This is a genomic window from Ensifer sp. Root127 (genome assembly GCF_001425225.1).
Taxonomy (GTDB): Bacteria; Pseudomonadota; Alphaproteobacteria; order Rhizobiales; family Rhizobiaceae; genus Ensifer; species Ensifer canadensis.
The window spans coordinates 69,896-89,473 of sequence record NZ_LMDX01000024.1; the positions used below are offsets into that span (position 1 = coordinate 69,896).

Consider the following 19,578-nt stretch of genomic DNA (forward strand, 5'->3'; position numbering starts at 1 on the left):
CTACCGCCACGCCACGGCGAAGACGGCAACGGCTGCGATCACACCGACAATCATCGCCAGCACGTAGTGGGTCACGACGCCGGTCTGGAGCCGACGCAGCGCCGCGCCGCAGCGCAGGATCGAGCGGGCAACGCCGTTCACGATGGCGTCCACGCCGGTGAGATCGATCCGCAGTCCCGCCCGGGCTGCCCCATGCAGGAATGGCAGCGCCGCGGTCTCGGACACGTCGCTCACCGCCTTCTCGTAGCGCGCCAGCGGTTTCTCAGCGATCCACATGAAGACCCGCGCGCCCTTGCGGTAGAACCAGTCAGTGTCGAGGCTGATCGTATTCTCGGGATCGAGCGCCTTGAGGAACAACACGAACCCCAACGCTGTAAACATCAGCACGCCGAGGCTCTCGGTGACATGGACGCCGGTGTAGGGTTCGAAGTCGACCGGATAGGGCAGCAGCGCATACAGCGCCTGGGGGAACACCCCGATCGCGATGCACAGCACCGCCGCCATGCCCATCGCGACCAGCATGTTGCCCGGCGGTTCGCGCGCCTCCAGCTTCTGATCCGTGCCGAAGAACATATAGTACGGGAGTTTTAGTCCGGTGTGCAGGAACGTCCCCGACGACGCCATCGTCAGCGCCAGCACCACCAGCGCCCGATGGTCCTGCCCGGCGGCGGCCACCACCATCGACTTGGTGACGAAGCCGGAGAAGAATGGAAATGCCGAAATCGCCAAGGCACCGACCATATAGAGCGCCACGGTCATCGGCATGGTTTTGTAGAGCCCACCAAGCTCGGTGAGCTTGCGACGGCCGGTGACGTAGATGACCGCCCCCGCCCCCATGAACAAAAGCGCCTTGTAGAGGATATGCGCGAAGGCATGGCCGGCTGCCCCGTTCACGGCCATCTCGGTCCCGATGCCGATGCCCGCCACCATGTAGCCCACCTGACTGACGATGTGATAGGCCAACAGTCGCCGGCAGTCGTTCTCCAGCACTGCGTAGATGACGCCGTAGAGCGCCATCGCGGTGCCGAGCCAGACCAGAAGCTCGGTGCCCGGAAACGCCCGCGCCAGCACGTAGACGGCGGTCTTGGTGGTGAAAGCGCTCATGAACACCGCCCCGGTGACGGTCGCCTCCGGATAGGCGTCGGTCAGCCAGGCGTTGAGCGGCGGCACCGCCGCGTTGAGCAGGAACCCGGCAAGTATCAGGTAGGCGCCGACGCCCATCCCACCCTCGATCGGACCGAAAAGCAGCGAGCCGGTGGCCAGCCCGTGGAGAATGACGCCGCCGAGCAGGGCAACCCCGCCGGTGATGTGGACCATGAGATAGCGAAAACCGGCGGCGATCGCCTGCCGGCTGCCCTGGGCGAAGACCAGATAGGCAGAGGCGAATGCCATGGCCTCCCAGAACAGGTACAGGGTCAGGTAGTCGCCGGCGAACACCACACCGAGCGCGCTGCCGACGTAGACGAACGCGGCGACATGCTGGCCGGCGTGAGACAGATGCAGTCCATAGACGGTTCCGATCAGCGCCATGATGGTGAAAACGGTGGCGAAGACGATGCTCAGCTTGTCGACCTTCGCGATCAGGACTTCCTGCCCGATGAATTGCATCTCGCCATAGCTGCCCGGCTGCATCGCAAGCACGGCGAGGATCGCCAGCGCCGGAACCAGCAGGAGATAGGCCTTGCGGATCGACCCATTGAGCAACGGGATCGGCAGCGCGCCGAGAATGAAGATCAGGCTCGGATGGATAAAATCAATCATAGTAATCCTCGCGCCGCATGAGCCCACACTGGTGGCCGAGGAACTTGGAAACGAAAATCAAAACCATGCAGGAGCCGAAGCCGTAAACGGCAGACCAACCAGGCAGGCGGTCCCACAGGTATTCGGCGTGTTCGCGAGAAACCAGAAAGTCGGCGACGACGATCAGGGCAAGCACCAGATAGAACAATCGGCGGCGCTGCCTCGCATATTCTTCGTCACCAAAGAAGTTGACGACGCGCTTGATCATTTGACCACTCCGTCCGCCAGAGCGAGAAAATAGCCGGGAAAGATGCCCATCAGCACCGAAAGGATGGCGGTTGCGACCAGCGGGATCGTCATCATCGGAATTTCACGGACCGTCGCCGGGCTCTCCTGCACCTCGGTCCCGAAAAAGGCGACATAACTGACCGGCAGGAAGTAGGCGGCGTTCAGGACAGAACTCACTAACAGCACGATCAGGAATGCAATCTCCCCCGCCTCCACAGAGCCCAGCGCCAGATACCACTTGCTGACGAAGCCCGCGGTCGGCGGCACCCCGATCATGCTGAGCGAGCCGACAAAGAATGCCCCCATCGTCCAGGGCAGCCTACGGCCGATACCGGCCATATCGCTGATGTTCCGTTTGCCAGACGCGCAATAGATCGACCCGGCGCAGAAAAAGAGTGTGATTTTCGAGAAGGCATGCGCGGCAATGTGGATAATCCCGCCGACCATTGCGACCGGCGACAACAGAACCACGCCCAGCACGATATAGGACAGTTGGCTCACCGTCGAATAGGCGAGCCTGGCCTTCAGATCGTCCCGGGTCAGGGCGTAGACCGACGCCATCAGGATGGTGAACGAGACCAGATAGGCCGTGGCTGTGCCGAGGCCCAGTTCGCCGACCAGCCCGACGCCAAAGACGTGGAACACCACGCGCAGCACGCAGAATACGCCCATCTTGACCACCGCCACCGCATGCAAGAGCGCGCTGACTGGTGTCGGCGCGACCATCGCGGCAGGCAGCCATGCGTGCACCGGCATCACGGCGGCCTTGGCAAAGCCGAAAAGATAGCAGAAATAGACGACTGTCAGCAGCGCCGCCGAGGCATCGGCCCTCGCCAGCAGTCCCCCCGCCACAAAGTCCAGCGACCCCGCAATGTGATAGGTCAGCGCCAGCGCGGCAAGCAGCACGCTTTTCGACGCGCCCATCAGATAGACGAGATACTTGCGGCTGCCCTTCCATCCCTCTTCGTCCTCGTGGTGGTAGACGAGCGGATAGGTAACGAGGCTGAGTACCTCGTAGAAGATCACCAGCGTAAACAGATTGGCCGCGAAGGCGCCCCCGACGGCCGCTGCCAGGCTGGTGGCGAAACAGGCGAAGAACCGGGTCTGCGCATGCTCTTTCAGGTGCCGCATGTAGCCGATGGAATAGATCGCGGCCACGATCCATAGAAGTGACGATACTGTGGCAAAGACCATGCCGAGCGCATCGACGCGGAAAGCGAAGTCGATCCCCGGTAGTATCTCGAAAAGGCGCAAATCGACGGTCCCGCCCGCCAGTACTGTGGGCGCCATCGATGCGACAATCGCGAACAGGGCGATCGCGGCCAACGGCGAGACGATGTCGCGGAGTTTCTCGCGGTTGTTGAGAAGGACAACGGCCAGGGCCGCCAGAGCCGGGACGGCGACGGCAAGCAGCGGCCGGATCGTTGTCTCCGGGTCCAAGCCGCTATCCTTTCATCATGGTCACATCGTCGACCTTGAGGGTGGATTTGTTCCTCACAAGGGCGACCAAGATGCCGAGGGCGACGGCAACCTCCGCCGCAGTGATTGCGATGACGAAGATCGCGAAGATCTGCCCGCGGAAATCGCCGTACTGACGGCCGAAAGCGATGAAGTTGATGTTGACCGAGTTGAGCAGCAGCTCCAGCGACATCAGCACAACCAGAATATTGCGTCTGAGCAAGACGCCCGCCGCTCCAATCACAAACAGGGCCACTCCGAGCAAAATATACCACCAGAGCGGAACCATCACCCCGACTCCTTCCGCGCCAGCACGATGGCGCCCACCAGGGCCGCCAGCAGGATCACGGAGGCGGCTTCAAACGGCAGGAGATAGTCGGAGAAAAGCGTCGTGCTAAGCTGTCTGATCGCGTCGCCGTCGCGCGTCGCGACCGGTTCGACGACGGAAAAGCGGTCGCTCCGGAGCACCAGCACGAGCATCTCGATCCCAAGCAGGACGAGCAGCACGAGAGTTGGAAGGCTACCGCCGGGCAAGAACCGCTGCAAGACGGCTTCGCGCACGTCGATCATCATGATCACGAACAGGAACAGCACCATGATCGCGCCGACATAGACGAAGATCTGGATGACGGCGAGCAACGGCGCCTCGAGCATGATGAAGATTGCGGAGATCTGCAGAAAACAAGCCATCAACGCCAATGCGCTGTGAACCGGATTCCGCGCCACGACGACCATCAGGGCCGCGACCACGGCCACCGTAGCGAACAGAAGAAAGAACCCCTGATCCATCGACGCCGCCCCTCGGGCGCGAACTGTCACTCGGCGAGACGGCCGGATTGGAGTAGCGCCGCACTTCAGATGCGTTCACAAATTGTGCCCTAGTATCGGATTTTTCACAAGATTATTGTCGGCGGTCGGCTAGAGGGGCGACCTTCGGAGGGAAACTTTACAAGGGGCATCGTAGACGTGCCTAAGCCGCAACCGGCGTTTCATGCAGATGCCGCCATCGGAGCGAGCCATCCGCTGAAGCTTCCAAAACGACGGTCGAGCGTCTTGCGGTTTGAACCCCGCCCGCATCCGCGTGCGTCTCGCGATAGGTGACGCAGGCTCCGCCCGACCATTCATGGCAGATCTGCATCTCGTCGACCGTGATCCGCAGCTCCGGGCGTTTCCCGTGCAGACGTCCGAACAATTCGCCCACGCCCTCTTTGCCAAGCGCGGTCCCTTGCATGGAGATCATGCGAAACTCAGGCGAGAAGCGTTCGAGCAGTTGCACCAGATCGGCAGGCCGAGCCGCCCCGATGAACCAGCGTTCGATCGCGACGTGGACATCGACAATCTCACGGAAGAATCTTTTAGTATCTGTCACGTTCGGCTCCTTGTCGGACAGTGTGAAAGAATGAGCTACGCGCGCTAATCGGCTCGCCGCAGGCGCAGAACGAAGGGCAGCGGAAACACGATCAGAACGGCAGCGATCACAAAACAGTAGCGGTAAGCCAGGGCATCGGCCGCACCGCCGCTGGTCGCGAGGAAGAGCCCCAGCAAGCCTCCCAGCACACTCGCACCGAGCGAGAAACTGAGCTGACGGTTGATGTTCCACAGCGCGCTTGCCTCTGCCATCCGTTCCGTTGGAACCGACGTAAAGGCTGCCGTCTGGGCCGTGCTCGTGCAAAGGCTCGCTCCGAAACCCATCAAAACAAAGGACGTGATCCTGACGGTGAACATTCCGGCGAATGGTGTGGCCAACAGCAGCACGCCGGCGCTGGTGACGGTCATGCCGACGAGAAAGAGCGAGCGCGGGCCTCGGGACGCAAACATCCGCCGCGTGGACATGATGGCGACGCAGGATGCGGCTGCCCATGGGAGCATAAGCATTCCCGTTTGTGTGGCCGTCAGACCAAGGCGGTCCTGCAAGTACAGGGAGGCGATCAGGTTTACGCCCGTGAAAACGCCCGGCACACACAGGTAGATGATGCTGCCAGTCCTGAGCATCGGATCGGAGAGCAGACGCAGATCAAGCAGCGGTTCGCGCGAACGCAGCGCATGGCGGACATAGGCGGCGCCCGCGACAATCGCCAAGGCAAGGACAATCGCGGCATGAACGCCACGTCCCGCCTGACTAGTGAGCGTCAGGCCAAGGGGAAGGCAAAACAGGGTGATGGCGCTCAGCAGGAAGCCGGCAATGTCGAGCGCCGGCTTCGCTTCCGCCAACCGATCGACCGGCGCCCAGGCAAGGGCCAATACTGCTATCGCCGCTGCCAGTGGCGCAACACCGATAAACACCCAGCGCCAGGACACATGATCGGCAGCGATCCCGCCGATGGCGGGTGAAAGTGCCGGCACCAGCAGCGCAACCGTCATGACCACGGCCGTCAGATGGGCGCGGTCTTCCGGCGGATAGGCGCGATAGGCCATGCTCTGGCCGACCGGCACGAGCAGTCCTCCGCCGAGACCCTGAACGAGCCGCCAGGCGAGAAGCGTCGCAATCCCAGTGGCCATACCCCCGCCGAAGCTTCCCACCGCCACAATGAGCAGAGAGGCAATGAACACGCGGCGTTCGCCGATCCGGCGCGCAAGCCAGCTCCCCAGCGGAATGGCGACAGTCAGGCCGAGCATGTAGATCGTGCCGACCCAGGCGAGATGCACGACGGATGCGCTCAGCTCCCGCTGCAACGCCGGCAGGGCGGCATTGAAGATGAACATATTCGCGAGATCGACGGCGAAGCCGAGAAGATAGAGGGTGGCAATTCGGGAGCGGGCGGACACCGGGAAAACCTTTGATAGGAATGACGCCCGCAGGGTATTCCCTTTCATATCGTCGAATAAGGCGATACAATTCGACAACACTTGTCGACTCTATTTACCAATTGGAGTGCGTTATGGCGGTGAGTCTTGATCGCCTGACTGCTTTGCGAGCCGTCGTGGAAGCAGGATCGTTCACTGCGGCCGCCAAGCAACTCAATCAGGCCAGGGCCGCCGTCAGTTTCAACATCAAGCAGCTCGAAAGCGAATTGGGCGTCACGCTCCTTCATCGCACCACGCGCAGCCTTGCTCTGACCGATGCCGGCGAACGGTTCTATGCGCGCTGCCTTCGCATTCTCACGGAAGCCGATGAGGCGATTGCCGAAGCGCGCACGGAGCAAACGGTGCTAAGCGGCAGCTTGCGCCTGACATCGACGGTTGAATATGGCGTCGCGGTGATCGCTCCGGCGCTTCAGAAATTCACTGCGCTGCATCCAGACCTCGACGTCCAGTTCGAAGCCTATCCGACGAATGTCGACCTCCTGCGCGACCGCTTTGACGTCGCAATCCGGCTGGGGCGCAACGAGCAATTCCAGACGTCGCCATATGCTGGTGTGCACCTGGGGACGTATCAGCTCAGGCCAGTCGCGTCGCCGGACATCCTCGCCCGCGTTGATCGAACTGTCGTTGGTGCGCCCAAGATGCTGAGCGCGCTGCCGCACATCAGCAATGCCACCGTCGACCATGTGAAAAGCTGGACAATGTTCGACGAAGACGGGTGCGAATGCGCGTTCGAGGTGCCTCGTCCGTCCCGGCTACTTGCCAACAACGCATCGGTTGTGAAGGCGCTGGCGGTTGCCGGCGCAGGCGTTGCGCTTCTGCCTGACTGGTTCGTCGCGCCAGAACTTGCCAAGGGCACGTTGGCCGACGCCCTGCCGTCCTATCGCTTCCCCGATCACCAGATTTACGCGATGCACCTGCCCATGCAGATGGTCCCGCAGAAAATCCGGGCCTGGCTCCTTTTCCTCAAGGATCATGTCCGTCGTTGATTTCCTGGCACGGTACGCCGGACTTCTGCTCGGAAGTTCTCGACCAAACCCTACATTCCTACATGGCGGAGCGTGACAGATTCAAACTACCACCTCGTGAAGATCATCGACATTCTCGATACCGTGTCCGGTCATCGCCGATGCGTCGACATGTGGGTCGTAGCAATTCCTCCTGCCTTATCCGATGTCCGGCGCTTCAACCCGCGAGGATCGATTGCTCGACGATCGTCAGCGCCCGGTCGAGTTCCTGGCGGGAGACCACCATGGGCGGCGAAAGCGTCATGGCGTTGCCCTGGCTGATCTTCAGGCTCAGCCCCGCTTCCATGCAGCGATAATAGGCCCGCTCCGCCAGCGCATTGTCCGGCGTGAAATCCGTCCGGTCGGATACGATCTCGACGCCGAAAAGCAGGCCGCGGCCGCGCACATCCCCGACCGCCGCGCAGCGTTCGCCGAAAGTGCTGAGCCGGTCCATCGCATAGCCGCCGAGTTCGGCGGCGCGCTCCGCAAGCCCCTCCTCGATGATGATGGAAACGGTGGTCAGCGCCGCGCGCGTCGTCACCGGGTTCTTTTCGTGCGTGTAGTGGCCGATGGCATAGTCGCCCGCCACGTCGAGATCGCGCCTGGCGACCACGCCCGCGATCGGCAAAATGCCGCCACCGAGCGATTTTCCGAGCACGAGGATGTCGGGAACGACCTCGTCGTGCTCGCAGGCAAAGAAGCGGCCGGTCTTGCCTAGGCCGGTCGGAATTTCGTCGAAGATCAGCAAGGTTCCGTGCCGGTCGCAGGCCTCACGCACCTGTTTCCAGAAACCCGGCGCCGGTGGATTGGGCGTCGCCCGCATCGGTTCGGCGACCAGCGCTGCAAAATCGCCCTCGCGGGCGAGGACGTAGGAGATCATGTTGGCGCAGGCGCGCGCGGAACTTTCGAGATTGTCCTGGCCATAGCCGCAGTGGCGGTTCGCCCAGGGCGCGACGTGTTCGGCGCCCGGCAGGAGCGGGCCGGCTATGCCCGAGCGGAAGGTCGCCTCGCCGCCGACGCTCGACGCGCCGAAGCCGGCGCCGTGGAAGGCATCCCAGAAGGAAAGCGTCTTGAACCGGCCGGTCGCGGCGCGCGCCAGCTTCAGCGCGACTTCGATCGCATCGGAGCCACCCGTCGTGAACAAGACCTTGCCGAGATCGCCGGGCGCAAGACGGCCGAGCATCTCGGCAAGCTCGACGGCAGGTTCGCAGGTGAAACGACGCGGTGCAAAACACAAATCATCGATCTGGGCCTTGATTGCCTGTTTCAGCCGGGGATGGCCATAGCCGATGTGGTGAACGCTGTTCCCATGGAAGTCCATGTAGCGCCGGCCAGAGGTGTCCTCGATCCAGATGCCCTCCGCCTTGGCGATGGCGGTCAGGCAGGGGCTTGACAGGCTCTGCTGCAGGAAGGCGGCGGCGTCGCGCGCCACAAGGGAGTTCGTCCGTTCGTCGCCCATCCGGGCGTTCCAGGCCCCGCGCGCTGCCGATGTGTTGGCTTCGCCCTCCGTGTGAACCAGGGCGGATGCTGTGGCTTTCATCGCTTTCTCCGATCATCGTGCAGCTGCGTGCAAGCTATCGCATCTATCGGAGAGTGAACAAAATCGATATTAATGAGACAAATTAAGAATTCTTCGATGCCCATGCATCACCTAGGGGGCTTCCGCCTGTCATGCGCTATGTCCAGCTTCGGGCTTTCCATCACGTGGCTCTTGCCGGCAGTTTTTCGCAAGCTGCCCGAGCATTGCACCTCACGCAGCCTGCCATTTCCGACCAGGTGCGCTGGCTGGAGGAGGAATACGACGTCGCCCTATTCGTTCGAAAGCGCCGTCAGATCGAGCTGACAGCGGCAGGTTCCCGGCTCCTGGCGGCGACCCACCGCCTGTTCGATGCCGAAGGCGAAGCCCTCGAGGTCCTGCAGGAGGAGCGATCGCTGCGGGCAGGCATGCTCAGGATCGCAGCCGATTCGGTGGATCACGTCCTGGACGTGCTCACCGTCTTCCAGGCGCGGTTTCCCGGCATTCAGATCAAGATCGTCGGCGGCAATTCCAACAGCATCGTGGAGGATTTGCTTGCCTACGACGTGGACGTCGGCGTCCTTGGCGAATTGGCCGATGAGCGCCCGTTCGAAGTCTTTTCGCTCAATGTCTCCCCTGTCGTGCTCTTCGCCGCGAAATCGCATCCCCTGGCGACGCGGACGAGCATTCCGCTTGAGGCGTTGAGCGCATGGCCCCTGATCATGAGGGAGCAGGGTTCACGCACCAGGCAGATGCTGGAGAAGCTCGCGGGGGCGCAAGGGGTGACCCTCCGCTACGCAATCGAGGCCGAAGGACGCGAAGCCGTCCGGCGGATCGTTGCCGCGGGCATGGGTCTCGGGGTTGTGTCCGAAGCGGAGTTCGACAACGATCCGAGGCTGGTGAAGATCGCGCTCGAACACCAGCCGCTTTCGATGCATGAAAAGCTGATCTGCCTGAAGGATCGCCGTAGCAGCAAGTCAATACAGGCCTTCTTCGCGACTGCGCGCGCACTGTCGCAAGGCTAGTGCGTTCCCCACCCCGCATGACCATCGATAGCCAATCGCGAAGATCCCTCGCCTTCGGCAGCGTCGCGTTACCTAGCGAAGCAACGCGCCTCCGACGCGCCGCAGCGAACGCTTGTGCCCCGCGGCACATCATGTCATTAGGACGCCTTCCCCGGAGACTGGCAGATGACGAAAAACATAATCGCCGGAAAACCTTTGAAAAGATTGGTGTTTATGGCGTCCCTTTTTTTGTGGACACCGGCGAATGCAACGCCGGCACTCGTCGTGGATGCCGACAGCCATCAAGTTCTCTATCAGGAAGATGCCGGCGTACCCTGGTATCCGGCCTCGACAACCAAGCTCATGACCGCGTTCGTCGTGTTTGAAGCCCTTCGGTCTGGCGAGGTGACACTGACGACGCCGGTCACCATGACCCGCAACGCAACGAAACAGGCGTTTGTCGAATCCGGCCTGACCTTCGGCCGGACAATGACCCTCGAAGACGCGCTCTTTGCCACGATTACGGCTTCAGCAAATGACGTCGCTGTAGCCTTGGCAGAAGTAGTCGCTTCCGGCGAAACGTCTTTCGTTCGGCGAATGAATGAAGCGGCGGCCCGCATCGGGCTTACGGGCACGCATTTTACCAATCCAAACGGTCTATTTGACAGAGAGAATTACACGACTGCCCGCGATCTTGCGATCCTTGGGTTGGAAGTGGACCGGATGTTTCCTGAATATCGCCGCTTCTTCCTGGCTTCGGCAGTCACGATCGACGGTAAAGAGATCAAGTCCAACAATCTGTTGTTGACGCGTTTCAGCGGCACCATCGGGATGAAGACTGGTTTCCTATGTGCATCTGGACGAAATATCGTCGGGCTCGCCACTCGAAACGGAAGGCGCGTGATGGTGGTCATCTTGGGCGCCACGACAGAACGGGAACGCAACGAAAGATCCGCGCAATATCTGACGCACGCCTTCGATGGAACGCTGTCCCCAGATGCAGTGCTTGTGGATCATCTGCCGAACCGGACCGGTGTCACGCCGCAGGATATGCGCATTCGCCTCTGTACCGACCAGAGTGCTGACTACGAGGCCAGCCGAAATAAGCTTTATCCAATGGGCCTGGCAGGTCAGGAAACCTACTTGCGAGATCATATCACCGGGCAGGTCCACGCGATCACGACATGGGCCAACGATAACGTCACGGATGTACCAACACCCACACCACGCCCATCATAATCACAACAACGAGCCGGCTGTATGGTGCGATACACCTTCGGCCTAAGTCCCCAGCGATCTGCCCAGAGCCGCGGCCTGCCGTTCATGGGTCGCCGGCGGCACGCCGGCTCCCGTCTGGATGCACGGCCTTAGCCGTATGACACGCGCAGTTTGGTTTAGAGGTGCGCCCACGCGTGAAAGTGTTAATGTGGAAAGTCACGGATTTGCATTGCCGCCCCTGTTTCGATCACTGTCGAGGGAGACTGCAAGATGGCAAAGAAGCTGCTCGAAGGCGCCTCGAAGGAGGATCAGACCTGGTTGGCCGAAGTGACATACCGGTTCGCGTTCGATGCTGTGTATAGGCCCCTACCACCGGATGCGAACGCTGCCCGGTCGAGACTCGAGGCTGGAAACCGGGCCTTCGCCGAACTCCTTGACCGGATCGCCTCATCACCACCCGCAAAGCTGAACATCGCTGTCGACCCGCATGATGTCGGCCTTCTTCCCGGGCGCAGCGCGGCACCCAAACAGCAACCGTTTGCGGCAATTGTCGGTTGTGCCGATGCGCGTGTTCCGGTCGAGCTGATCTTTTCCGAGGGCCCGAACGACCTGTTTGTCGTCAGGGTGGCCGGCAATGGCATGGGCGACGACGTCACGGCCAGTCTGAGCTATGCTGTTGATCATCTCAAGGATAGCCTGCGCACGATAGTCATCCTCGGCCACAGCGGGTGCGGGGCCGTTTCGGCGGCCGTCGACGTCTATCTGGAGCCAGCAAAATATATGCAAATCATGACGCAGAAGGATCTGCGTCAAATCCTGGACAGCATACTGATCGTCATCCAGCTTGGCGCGACCTGGCTGGAGAGGGTGTATGGGACCGAGGTCGTGCGCCGGCCGGGATATCGGACCACACTGATTGAGGTGGCGATAGCGCTAAACGCGGCGCTGACCGGATATGGCATTCGTTCGCGCCTGAACTTGGCGGCCCGCGGCGAAATTGAAGTCGTCTACGGCGTCTATCTTCTGGAGGAGCGACTTGTGTGGTCACCAAGAGGAGAGAACCCGGACTGGTTTCATTTGTCGGCGGCACCAAGGGACCCGGATGACTTCGTCATACTGTGTGACCTCCTAGTGTCGTGCCCTCGGGTAATGGACCTGCTCGCTACCACCCCGAAGCCCGTGCGGCACTAGGAGACCTGTGCGCGGGTGTCTGGACTGGCGTGTTGAATTACGATTCTCTCAATCTGAACAATGGATTGAGGATGCGATGTCGCACGTCGGCGCATGGGGCGGCTGCTTGCTGGCCGCTTTCGAGGCGCTCAAGCCGTCGTGCGGTTGCGCGGCAAACAAAAAACCCGCCGGTTTTCGCCTGGCGGGCTTTTTTTGATTTGGTTGCGGGGCTTGATCACGCAGAGACTTGTGATTTCGGGGTGCTATATGAATTTCGCTCATATTACGACGTCGCCGCCACACCTTGAGGCGCCTAGCCGCGGCGATGATGCGGGCGGTGATCGGCGTGTAGCACAAGAGCAGGAGGTCGGCTTCAGCCACCTCGCGCCTCAGCCTGTCCTCCGGCACGCGCCGTCGGGCAGCGAGACGAGCTCGACGCCGCGCGCCCCTAGCCCGGCGTCGATTTCCGGACATCCCGGTCGAGTTCCTGACGGGAGACCAACGGATTTCACGCCGGACAATGCGTTGGCGGAAGCTGCCACTAATCCTTTTGATCGAGGTGACGAGCAAAATCATCCTACTTTAGGCGAAGTTGTTCTGCGGATAGTGAAACTCTAGCGTGCCGTGTCAGTTGGCGCCTCCGTCTTCAATCCGCTGGCGATCCCGCCAAGACTGATCCGCAGTGCCACGAGGGGACGGAAGGGTGATTGCGGTGGCGGCTAAAAGGGCGCTGGCTCAAAAGTGGGGGGCAGATGTTTGCGGGTTTAGAGGTCTTTCAACAGGCGTTTGACGTGTGCGTCGCGGGCGCTGGCCCGGTCGGTATTGCCGCTGCGCTTGAATTGAGCAGGCGCGGCATGCGAACGCTGCTTCTCGAAGCGGGGCCGAAACGATCGAAACGACCCCAACGAAACGAAACAGGCTTCGACATAGAAGACGATATCTATCACGCTGCGGACCGACTTACTTCGGCCACCGGACTTGGCGGCACGTCCGAACGATGGGGTGGGCAATGCGTTGAGCTGGATGATATAGACTTCGAGGCAAGAGATTATGTCGCACACTCCGGTTGGCCTATTGCTCACGAAGAGATTTCGCCTTTTTATCAGCGGGCACGGGCTCTTTTGAGCAGCAACGTCGCCGGCGAGCGATCGGAGCCGGAACCGGAGACTGATTTCCCATCATCCCGGGAAAGCTGGACACGAATACGCAACACAGCGAAGGCCAACAGCGCCGAGCTCGCTTCTTCGAAGAACCTCTTCGTCGCCCTGGACGCGAGGATCAAAGCTCTGGCGTTCGATCCGGTTGAGGCGCGCGTACATTCCATGTCGATTGCCTGCCGCGGTGGTTCGTACAAGGTGTGCGCAGACCAATATGTGCTGGCCTGTGGCGGCAGAGGTAATACCCGGCTCCTACTGAACCTCCAGCTGGCGTTTCCGCAATTGTTCGGCGGAAGCGATGGGCCGCTCGGGCGCTTCTACATGGGACACCTCGCTGGACAGATCGCGCAGATCGAATTCGCCACCAAAGAGCATGCCGAACGGTATCTTTTTAAGCGCACATCCACCGGAACCTTCGTGTGTAACCGGTTTCAACCCGCCCCCCAATTGCAACGGGCACACGAGCTGCCGAATATCGCTTTTTGGCCGACGAACCGTAGGGCCGCTTTCGGTGAGGCCGACACGGCGCTCTCGCTGCTACATCTCTGGAACAGTCGGAAGTCCTTCGTCCACAAGGCGACATGGGGCGAAGCCGACCGATTCCGTTACTATAATGCTCTGCATAATGTACTGCGCAATCCCCTTGGCGCGACCTCTTCCGCGCTGGGGCTGCTTCGCCAAAAATTCAGCTTTGCCGAACCATATGTTCTGCTGCGCAGGCCAGACATGAAATACGGCCTTCGCTACCATGGGGAGCAAATTCCAAGCAGTTCAAGCCGCGTCTTCCTCAAGCCAGAGCAAGATGCGGACGGCCAGTTCAAGCTCGACGTCTCATTCCGATATCTGCCTCAGGATTTTCGCGGGACGCTCCAAGCACATGTCGCCTTGGATCGCTGGCTCAAGGAGCGCAAGATAGGCAAGCTGATATTCGACGCAGCCCCCGAAAACCTCGAAGAGCATATCGCCGCGCAAGCCAAAGACGGATACCATCAGATCGGGTTGACCAAGATGGGCGTGGACCGCAACCACGCCATCGTCAACCACAACTGTCGCGTCATCGACATCGCTAACCTCCATATCGCCGGCAGCTCCGTTTTCGCTACGTCCGGACAAGCGAACCCCACGCTTCCCGCCGTCGCCTTGGCCATCAGACTCGCCGAACATCTCGCCAGCGAGGCCCGCCATCAAAGGACGGCGGCGAGTTTGTCGACGAGCAGCTGCGGAAGCCTCTCTTCCGGCCCTCAACCCGTCACGGAAATCCTGTCCTCACTCTGACGCTCGGGGGCGTTGCGTGGGAAGCTCCCCGCTCGAAGGCCGGCGACCCTGGCGCCGGTCAGGGGGAAGCTGTCCGCACATAGGATCAACTTGGCGCCCCCAGACAGGACATTAACCGCCACCCGTTACAATACTAATCTTACTAATCAAACACCCTCTTGACTCCTAATTGACACCGGCCGTTGCTTTGTTCTGCCCCAGAACGCCAAAAAAGCCCGCCGACTCGGGCGCCCTATGCAGATGCTCAACACGATTGACGACATCCGCGTTTTCAATGCTGGTGCCGAGCCAGACGTTTGGCAGGACTTCGCCAATCTTGCCGGAAACCAGCTCCGTCATTCGGTCGGGCCGCTTCGTGAGGATTTGATAGTTGTGGCGCGGCGTCTCGCGCATCACCTGCCAAACTTCGAGAATGAAGGCGTCGCTGACCTGCTCATGAAACAGGTCACTCATCGAGTTTACGAAGATCTTTCGGGGTTTGCACCAGCGATGCGGAATCGACAGCGCCTCCCGATCCTCGCGTACCACGCCATTTTAGACAGTTCACCGTCCAGTCTTGCGGGTCAGCCCCGCATATTTCTCCACGCCCATCGCCTCGAGGCGTTTAGCCATTTCCATGGCATAGCAATGCGTGCAGCCAGCGGTCACAATCGAACACCCGGCAACTGGATTCCAAGTCGAATCCGTCCACTCGATCTGCGTTTCAGCCATGCCTCTCTCCCGAGAATCTGTCACCCAACGAAGACATCAGTTGCCATCCCTCATAGGATTGACGAATTGGATACCGGCGAAATCTTTTCCGTTGTCCGTGACCACCACGCAGTCGTTAGCACCGGCGACGGCAGCGATGATCATGTCGAGTGCGCTGCGCGGACGACCTGCGGCTTTGCCTTCGGCCATCAATCGCGCCCAGATCAAAGCTGCCTTGTCGTCGAACGTAAGGATACGGTTGGCGAACAACTCCTGCGGACCTTCCGGCCCCGAGAACCAGGCATCAAGGGCGTCTCGCTTCTTGCCGCGCGGCTTCTCCAGAATGCCGCGCCGGATTTCCGCGATGGTGAGCGAAGCGACGAACAGGTTCTCATCCTTCTGTTCGATCCACCATGCCAACAGCGCTTCCGAGGGCTGCGGCTTGACGATATTGCTGATGATGTTTGTATCGAGGAGATAACGCGTCACAGCTCGACCCTGCGCCCTTCCTCGCGGGGGCGCGACAGATCGACATCAGCGCCGACCAGAGGCGAGCGGCGGAGGGCGGACAGGATACCGCCGGATTTCGGCGGCTCACTCGCGACGAGGGCCTTGACCGCCGCCCGCGCCTGCTCCGCTTCCGGCCCCTCTTCAGCTAGTTGGCGGGCAAGCGACCGGATCAGTTCGCGGTCGGATTCTAGCGCCAGGACCTCGAAGCGCTTGAAGCCGCGCTGCGTCAGCCGTGCGCGATAATTCTCGATTGCTCTCTTCTGTGCGGCATTGCTCATGACGGGTCTCCGTTCTATATCCTGATATATAGCCGATATTAACATCATAAACAAGGGATGTCAGCGATGCCACGAGACTCGCGCCATAAAGCAGTAATGCAGAACAATACTGCGCGTTGGCGCCAGTATTTTCCATATGCTGCGGCACGCGGAAGTGCGCCAAGCTTTGCCGTAGCCGCCGAAGGCACGCCGTCCACCGCCGAATATACGCCTTTAATTTCAGTTGCTTATACTGATCCTCACGCGAATTCTGCAGGGCATGACCTTGCACCCACCCGGCAACAAAGCGAAGATGTCAAGAAGAGAGCGCGAAGAGCTCCTCGAATCCTTGCTGATCGACGAACTGGAACTTACCTTTACACCTCGTGGCAACCCCGATCCGCGCTTTCTGGGTCTGGTCGACTTTCTGGCACGGCAGGCAGCGCGGGAGTGCTTCGCGGAAGAAGTGAAGATGATGAGGCGACGGGGGAAACGCACCTCCTGATGCCGAAGGGAGAGGTGCATTGAAGGTCGCGATCTACGCCCGCTACAAAGAGAAGGAGAAGCGGATCGAGGCGGCGAGCATACTGCGCTTCGTGGTGGACACGATCGTGCTGAGGCCGGTGGAGGGCAAGGTGGAGATCGACGTTCAGGGCGATCTTGCTGGAATCCTTACGATTTCCGCACAAACGAAAAACCCCGCCTTAGGGGCGGGGTCATCGCAAGTAAAGATGGTTGCGGGGGCCTGATCGCACCGAGACTTGCAATCCCAGCGCCATGCCTGAGCTTTACGCAACCATTCTGTTATACGGTCCAGCGGTCATTCGCTTCGTCACCCTATCGGTGCGGCTCTTCCGGCGCTGTCGCGTGCGGTTCAGATCGTTTCGATGAGAACGCGGTTGCCTAGCCCTTGTCCATCGCAGACTGCAAGGTTGCTCGCATCTCGTTGGCAACGTCTTTTAGGATTGCGGTGAATTTTTCCGCGACTGCCGAACCCGTTTTTCGGGCCGGACGCCAGACGGCGAGCGCGTAGGGGACGCCGACGCTGAACCTTCGCAGGACCACGCCCTTGCCCAAATAGTTCGCGGCGGTCAGCGGATTGATGATTGATACGCCCACTCCGGCTGAAACCATTGAACAGACGCTTGCCGCAGTCGTTGTTTCAACCGCGTAGCTACGCGAGATGCCCGCTGCAAAGAAGATGTCGTCCAGTTTCCGTCTATACGGGTCATCCTGCGAAAAATAGACGAACGGGACACTATCGAAATCGGCAGGCTCGAGAACCGGTTTGGACGAAAGCGGATGACCAATCGGCAAGACGCAGACCAGGTCGCCAACTTCGATGCGCTGCGAGATAACTCCCTGATGTTCGAACCGGCCTTCAGTTACCCCCAGGTCAAACACGGTCGTGGTCATCTCATGCTGCAGCGACAATTCCTCGAGGGAATGAAGGGACAAATGAACCGCGGGGCGATGCTTCAGGAGCCGTTGCGCCACACGGGGCAGGATCGCCTCAGCATAGGCGGGGATGGTCGCGACCCGGCAGTTCGCGGCATTGTGCGTTCGGATCGCGGACGCGGCCCGACTAATTTCTTCCATGCCGACGAAGGCGCGGCGCACGACTTCATGCAGCAGCAGCGCCTGGTTCGTCGGTGTCAGGCGCTTGCCGAAGCGCAAGAACAGCTCGAATCCGATCCGCTGTTCCATATCCCGCAACTCGCGGCTTATCGTTGGTTGCGATGTCCCCAAGGCCGCCGCAGCCGCGGTCATGCTCTTGTTGATCATGATGGCGTTAAAAATCTCCATCTGACGCTGATTGAGCCGCATCGTTCCGTTCTTTCTCTTTCCCGCCTCGGAGATACCACCGTTCCCGTCGTTGACCGGTCGAGGTTCCAGCAATTTGCATATCAAATCTGAATAAGACGGCTTTAGCAATTATTTCCCAAGCATCGCGAGGTCTGGAATCATCCGCTCATTAGGAACCGCTGATGCAATTATTCGTGATGGGCTGATGACAAAACATACGGAACCGCCGAATCGCCTGGGAAAAGACCGGAAGTGGCTCGTCTATCAGGCTGGCGGCCTGCATATCGAGGATGTATGTCTTAGCGCCGTGGCAAGGGCCGTGCCGACCCCTTTCTACTGCTATTCCGCAGATGCCATCCGATCGGCGTACAAGTATCTCGCGTCTGCCGTTAACCCGATCGGCGTTTCGATCTGTTTCGCGGTCAAGGCCAACAGCAACATCGCCGTGCTTGGCTTGCTGGCGGAACTTGGTTGCGGCATGGACATCGTTTCCGGCGGAGAGCTTGAGCGCGCCCTCGCCGCGGGAGTGCCGGCATCGAAGATCATCTTCTCCGGGGTTGGAAAGACGCGCGCCGAGATTGCCCGCGCAGTTGAGGTCGGCATCCACCAGATCAACGTCGAGTCGGCAGCTGAAATCACCGCAGTGGCCGAGGTTGCTCGAGGACTTGGCCAGCGCGCGCCGATCACGCTTCGCGTGAATCCCGACGTCGATGCAAAGACACACGCAAAGATCACGACGGCAACCAAGGACAGTAAGTTCGGAATCCCGATCGGCGATGTAGCCGACCTCTATGCCGAGGCAGCGGCGATGCCGGAACTCGAGGTGTTGGGCGTCGCCGTTCACATCGGATCGCAAATTCACGACATGTCGCCGTTCCGACGTGCCTTTTCGGCAATGGCCGAGCTGGTAATGTTCATGCGCGGGAGAGGACTGGTCGTGCCGCGTCTGGATCTTGGCGGCGGGATAGGCATCGCCTCGGACGACACGCCGGGTCCCGACATCGCAGAATATGCTGCAATCATTGCCGAGACAGTCGGCCACCTTGGCTGCCAACTGACTGTGGAGCCCGGTCGATGGCTGGTCGGACGGGCGGGGTTACTGGTGACGGAGGTTCTTTACCTCAAGGAAATGCAAAGCGGGCCCATGGCCATCCTGGACGTCGGGATGAACGACCTGATGCGTCCGGCGCTTTACGACGCGCAGCATCCCGTTTTAACTCTTCACGTGCCGCGCACGGATCGGGCCTCCCCTCACTACAGCCTCGTAGGTCCGATCTGCGAAAGCTCCGACAAATTCGGGACGTATAATAGACTTGGCGAGATGCGCGCGGGCGATCTGCTGGCGTTCGATTGCGCCGGCGCCTATGGCGCGTCGATGGCCTCGACCTACAACTCCCGTGATCTCGTGGCCGAGGTCCTCGTGGAGGGCAGCCGGTTCCGGACGATACGGCGTAGGCAAAATATCAGCGAGATGCTGAGGCTCGAGCAAGCGGGAAGGTGGCAGTTTCCTGTTCCGGAAGGGCAGGAAGCGACCAGGTCAGCTCAACCGGTCTCGGACGAGGCGCTCAGGACGCCGGTGACAATCGGCACAAACTGAACTGGAAACTGATCCGGAAACGGAACAGTCGGGGAGGCACGCGGCGACATTCGTCGTGCACGTCGACCCGGATGGGGAACCAA

The 19,578-nt window shown here is 60.6% G+C and carries 19 protein-coding genes and 1 pseudogene; 8 read left to right on the forward strand and 12 right to left on the reverse strand.

The annotated features are described in order from the left end of the window. The 7 genes from ASD03_RS25795 to ASD03_RS25825 all read right to left on the reverse strand — a co-directional run bounded on the left by ASD03_RS25795 (position 1) and on the right by ASD03_RS25825 (position 6,252). Positions 1-1,761 carry a Na(+)/H(+) antiporter subunit D gene (locus ASD03_RS25795; protein ID WP_057217316.1) on the reverse strand — a complete coding sequence of 587 codons (1,761 nt, stop codon included), beginning with the start codon at positions 1,759-1,761 and terminating at the stop codon, positions 1-3. Next, on the reverse strand, positions 1,754-2,008 hold the full coding sequence (locus ASD03_RS25800) for a hypothetical protein (RefSeq protein WP_057217318.1): 255 nt from the start codon (positions 2,006-2,008) through the stop codon (positions 1,754-1,756). Before ASD03_RS25800 ends, ASD03_RS25795 begins: the two co-directional genes overlap by 8 nt. Next, the gene (locus ASD03_RS25805) at positions 2,005-3,468 is read right to left on the reverse strand and encodes a monovalent cation/H+ antiporter subunit D family protein (RefSeq protein ID WP_057217320.1); all 1,464 of its coding nucleotides are present in this window, start codon (positions 3,466-3,468) and stop codon (positions 2,005-2,007) included. Before ASD03_RS25805 ends, ASD03_RS25800 begins: the two co-directional genes overlap by 4 nt. Positions 3,469-3,472: 4 nt before the next feature. After that, positions 3,473-3,775, reverse strand: coding sequence for an NADH-quinone oxidoreductase subunit NuoK (gene nuoK / locus ASD03_RS25810; RefSeq protein ID WP_025431455.1), 303 nt, complete (start codon positions 3,773-3,775; stop codon positions 3,473-3,475). Further along, positions 3,775-4,275, reverse strand: coding sequence for an NADH-quinone oxidoreductase subunit J (locus tag ASD03_RS25815; RefSeq protein WP_025431456.1), 501 nt, complete (start codon positions 4,273-4,275; stop codon positions 3,775-3,777). The genes nuoK and ASD03_RS25815 overlap by 1 nt, the downstream gene beginning before the upstream one ends. A 181-nt stretch (positions 4,276-4,456) precedes the next feature. Continuing rightward, positions 4,457-4,855: a nuclear transport factor 2 family protein gene (locus tag ASD03_RS25820; protein WP_057208382.1), complete on the reverse strand. Its 399-nt coding sequence runs from the start codon at positions 4,853-4,855 to the stop codon at positions 4,457-4,459. Between the two features lie 44 nt (positions 4,856-4,899). Further along, a complete protein-coding gene (locus ASD03_RS25825; protein WP_057217323.1) occupies positions 4,900-6,252 on the reverse strand; it encodes an MFS transporter in 1,353 nt (450 codons plus the stop codon). Positions 6,253-6,365: 113 nt separating this feature from the next. Here ASD03_RS25825 and ASD03_RS25830 point away from each other — a divergent pair, with 113 nt between their 5' ends. Further along, on the forward strand, positions 6,366-7,277 hold the full coding sequence (locus ASD03_RS25830) for a LysR family transcriptional regulator (protein WP_057217325.1): 912 nt from the start codon (positions 6,366-6,368) through the stop codon (positions 7,275-7,277). Between the two features lie 196 nt (positions 7,278-7,473). Here ASD03_RS25830 and ASD03_RS25835 read toward each other — a convergent pair whose 3' ends face one another. After that, positions 7,474-8,835 carry an aspartate aminotransferase family protein gene (locus ASD03_RS25835; RefSeq protein ID WP_057217327.1) on the reverse strand — a complete coding sequence of 454 codons (1,362 nt, stop codon included), beginning with the start codon at positions 8,833-8,835 and terminating at the stop codon, positions 7,474-7,476. A gap of 131 nt (positions 8,836-8,966) precedes the next feature. Between ASD03_RS25835 and ASD03_RS25840 the strand changes: the two genes are divergently transcribed. The 4 genes from ASD03_RS25840 (at position 8,967) to ASD03_RS25860 (ending at position 14,635) form a co-directional block, all read left to right on the forward strand. Further along, a complete protein-coding gene (locus tag ASD03_RS25840; protein ID WP_057217329.1) occupies positions 8,967-9,836 on the forward strand; it encodes a LysR substrate-binding domain-containing protein in 870 nt (289 codons plus the stop codon). Positions 9,837-10,001: 165 nt separating this feature from the next. Beyond that, on the forward strand, positions 10,002-11,054 hold the full coding sequence (locus ASD03_RS25845) for a D-alanyl-D-alanine carboxypeptidase family protein (protein ID WP_057217331.1): 1,053 nt from the start codon (positions 10,002-10,004) through the stop codon (positions 11,052-11,054). Between the two features lie 249 nt (positions 11,055-11,303). Further along, complete coding sequence (locus ASD03_RS25850; protein ID WP_057217334.1) at positions 11,304-12,224, forward strand: carbonic anhydrase; 921 nt, start codon at positions 11,304-11,306, stop codon at positions 12,222-12,224. A 731-nt stretch (positions 12,225-12,955) separates the two neighbouring features. Next, positions 12,956-14,635 (forward strand): GMC oxidoreductase, encoded by a 1,680-nt coding sequence (locus ASD03_RS25860; protein WP_082523643.1) that lies wholly within the window; start codon positions 12,956-12,958, stop codon positions 14,633-14,635. A gap of 219 nt (positions 14,636-14,854) precedes the next feature. Here the strand turns inward: ASD03_RS25860 and ASD03_RS25865 are convergent. The 3 genes and pseudogenes from ASD03_RS25865 to ASD03_RS25875 form a co-directional block, all read right to left on the reverse strand. After that, a pseudogene (locus tag ASD03_RS25865) lies at positions 14,855-15,346 on the reverse strand (DUF5131 family protein); the annotation flags it as partial. Between the two features lie 36 nt (positions 15,347-15,382). Next, positions 15,383-15,814, reverse strand: a complete 432-nt coding sequence (locus tag ASD03_RS25870) for a PIN domain-containing protein (protein WP_057208401.1) — start codon at positions 15,812-15,814, stop codon at positions 15,383-15,385. Further along, a complete protein-coding gene (locus ASD03_RS25875) occupies positions 15,811-16,113 on the reverse strand; it encodes a hypothetical protein (RefSeq protein ID WP_057208403.1) in 303 nt (100 codons plus the stop codon). The genes ASD03_RS25870 and ASD03_RS25875 overlap by 4 nt, the downstream gene beginning before the upstream one ends. A gap of 223 nt (positions 16,114-16,336) precedes the next feature. Here ASD03_RS25875 and ASD03_RS25880 point away from each other — a divergent pair, with 223 nt between their 5' ends. Together ASD03_RS25880 and ASD03_RS25885 are read left to right on the forward strand one after the other, a co-directional pair. Next, positions 16,337-16,597, forward strand: coding sequence for a hypothetical protein (locus ASD03_RS25880; RefSeq protein ID WP_234908109.1), 261 nt, complete (start codon positions 16,337-16,339; stop codon positions 16,595-16,597). A gap of 19 nt (positions 16,598-16,616) precedes the next feature. Further along, entirely contained in the window at positions 16,617-16,841 is a 225-nt protein-coding gene (locus ASD03_RS25885; RefSeq protein WP_057208405.1) for a hypothetical protein, read from the forward strand. Between the two features lie 154 nt (positions 16,842-16,995). On the opposite strand, the gene ASD03_RS25890 is transcribed toward ASD03_RS25885, so the two are convergent. Further along, a complete protein-coding gene (locus ASD03_RS25890) occupies positions 16,996-17,919 on the reverse strand; it encodes a LysR family transcriptional regulator (RefSeq protein WP_025431465.1) in 924 nt (307 codons plus the stop codon). 184 nt (positions 17,920-18,103) lie between these two features. Here ASD03_RS25890 and lysA point away from each other — a divergent pair, with 184 nt between their 5' ends. Further along, positions 18,104-19,495 carry a diaminopimelate decarboxylase gene (gene lysA / locus ASD03_RS25895; RefSeq protein ID WP_025431466.1) on the forward strand — a complete coding sequence of 464 codons (1,392 nt, stop codon included), beginning with the start codon at positions 18,104-18,106 and terminating at the stop codon, positions 19,493-19,495. Positions 19,496-19,578: the final 83 nt, after the last annotated feature.

Coding starts and splice junctions, on each gene's coding strand:
- ASD03_RS25795 (WP_057217316.1), bottom strand. CDS start 1,761: ATGATTGATTTTATCCATCCGAGCCTGATCTTCATTCTCGGCGCGCTG.
- ASD03_RS25800 (WP_057217318.1), bottom strand. CDS start 2,008: ATGATCAAGCGCGTCGTCAACTTCTTTGGTGACGAAGAATATGCGAGG.
- nuoK (WP_025431455.1), bottom strand. CDS start 3,775: ATGGTTCCGCTCTGGTGGTATATTTTGCTCGGAGTGGCCCTGTTTGTG.
- ASD03_RS25815 (WP_025431456.1), bottom strand. CDS start 4,275: ATGGATCAGGGGTTCTTTCTTCTGTTCGCTACGGTGGCCGTGGTCGCG.
- ASD03_RS25830 (WP_057217325.1), top strand. CDS start 6,366: ATGGCGGTGAGTCTTGATCGCCTGACTGCTTTGCGAGCCGTCGTGGAA.
- ASD03_RS25835 (WP_057217327.1), bottom strand. CDS start 8,835: ATGAAAGCCACAGCATCCGCCCTGGTTCACACGGAGGGCGAAGCCAAC.
- ASD03_RS25840 (WP_057217329.1), top strand. CDS start 8,967: ATGCGCTATGTCCAGCTTCGGGCTTTCCATCACGTGGCTCTTGCCGGC.
- ASD03_RS25845 (WP_057217331.1), top strand. CDS start 10,002: ATGACGAAAAACATAATCGCCGGAAAACCTTTGAAAAGATTGGTGTTT.
- ASD03_RS25850 (WP_057217334.1), top strand. CDS start 11,304: ATGGCAAAGAAGCTGCTCGAAGGCGCCTCGAAGGAGGATCAGACCTGG.
- ASD03_RS25860 (WP_082523643.1), top strand. CDS start 12,956: ATGTTTGCGGGTTTAGAGGTCTTTCAACAGGCGTTTGACGTGTGCGTC.
- ASD03_RS25875 (WP_057208403.1), bottom strand. CDS start 16,113: ATGAGCAATGCCGCACAGAAGAGAGCAATCGAGAATTATCGCGCACGG.
- ASD03_RS25890 (WP_025431465.1), bottom strand. CDS start 17,919: ATGCGGCTCAATCAGCGTCAGATGGAGATTTTTAACGCCATCATGATC.
- lysA (WP_025431466.1), top strand. CDS start 18,104: ATGACAAAACATACGGAACCGCCGAATCGCCTGGGAAAAGACCGGAAG.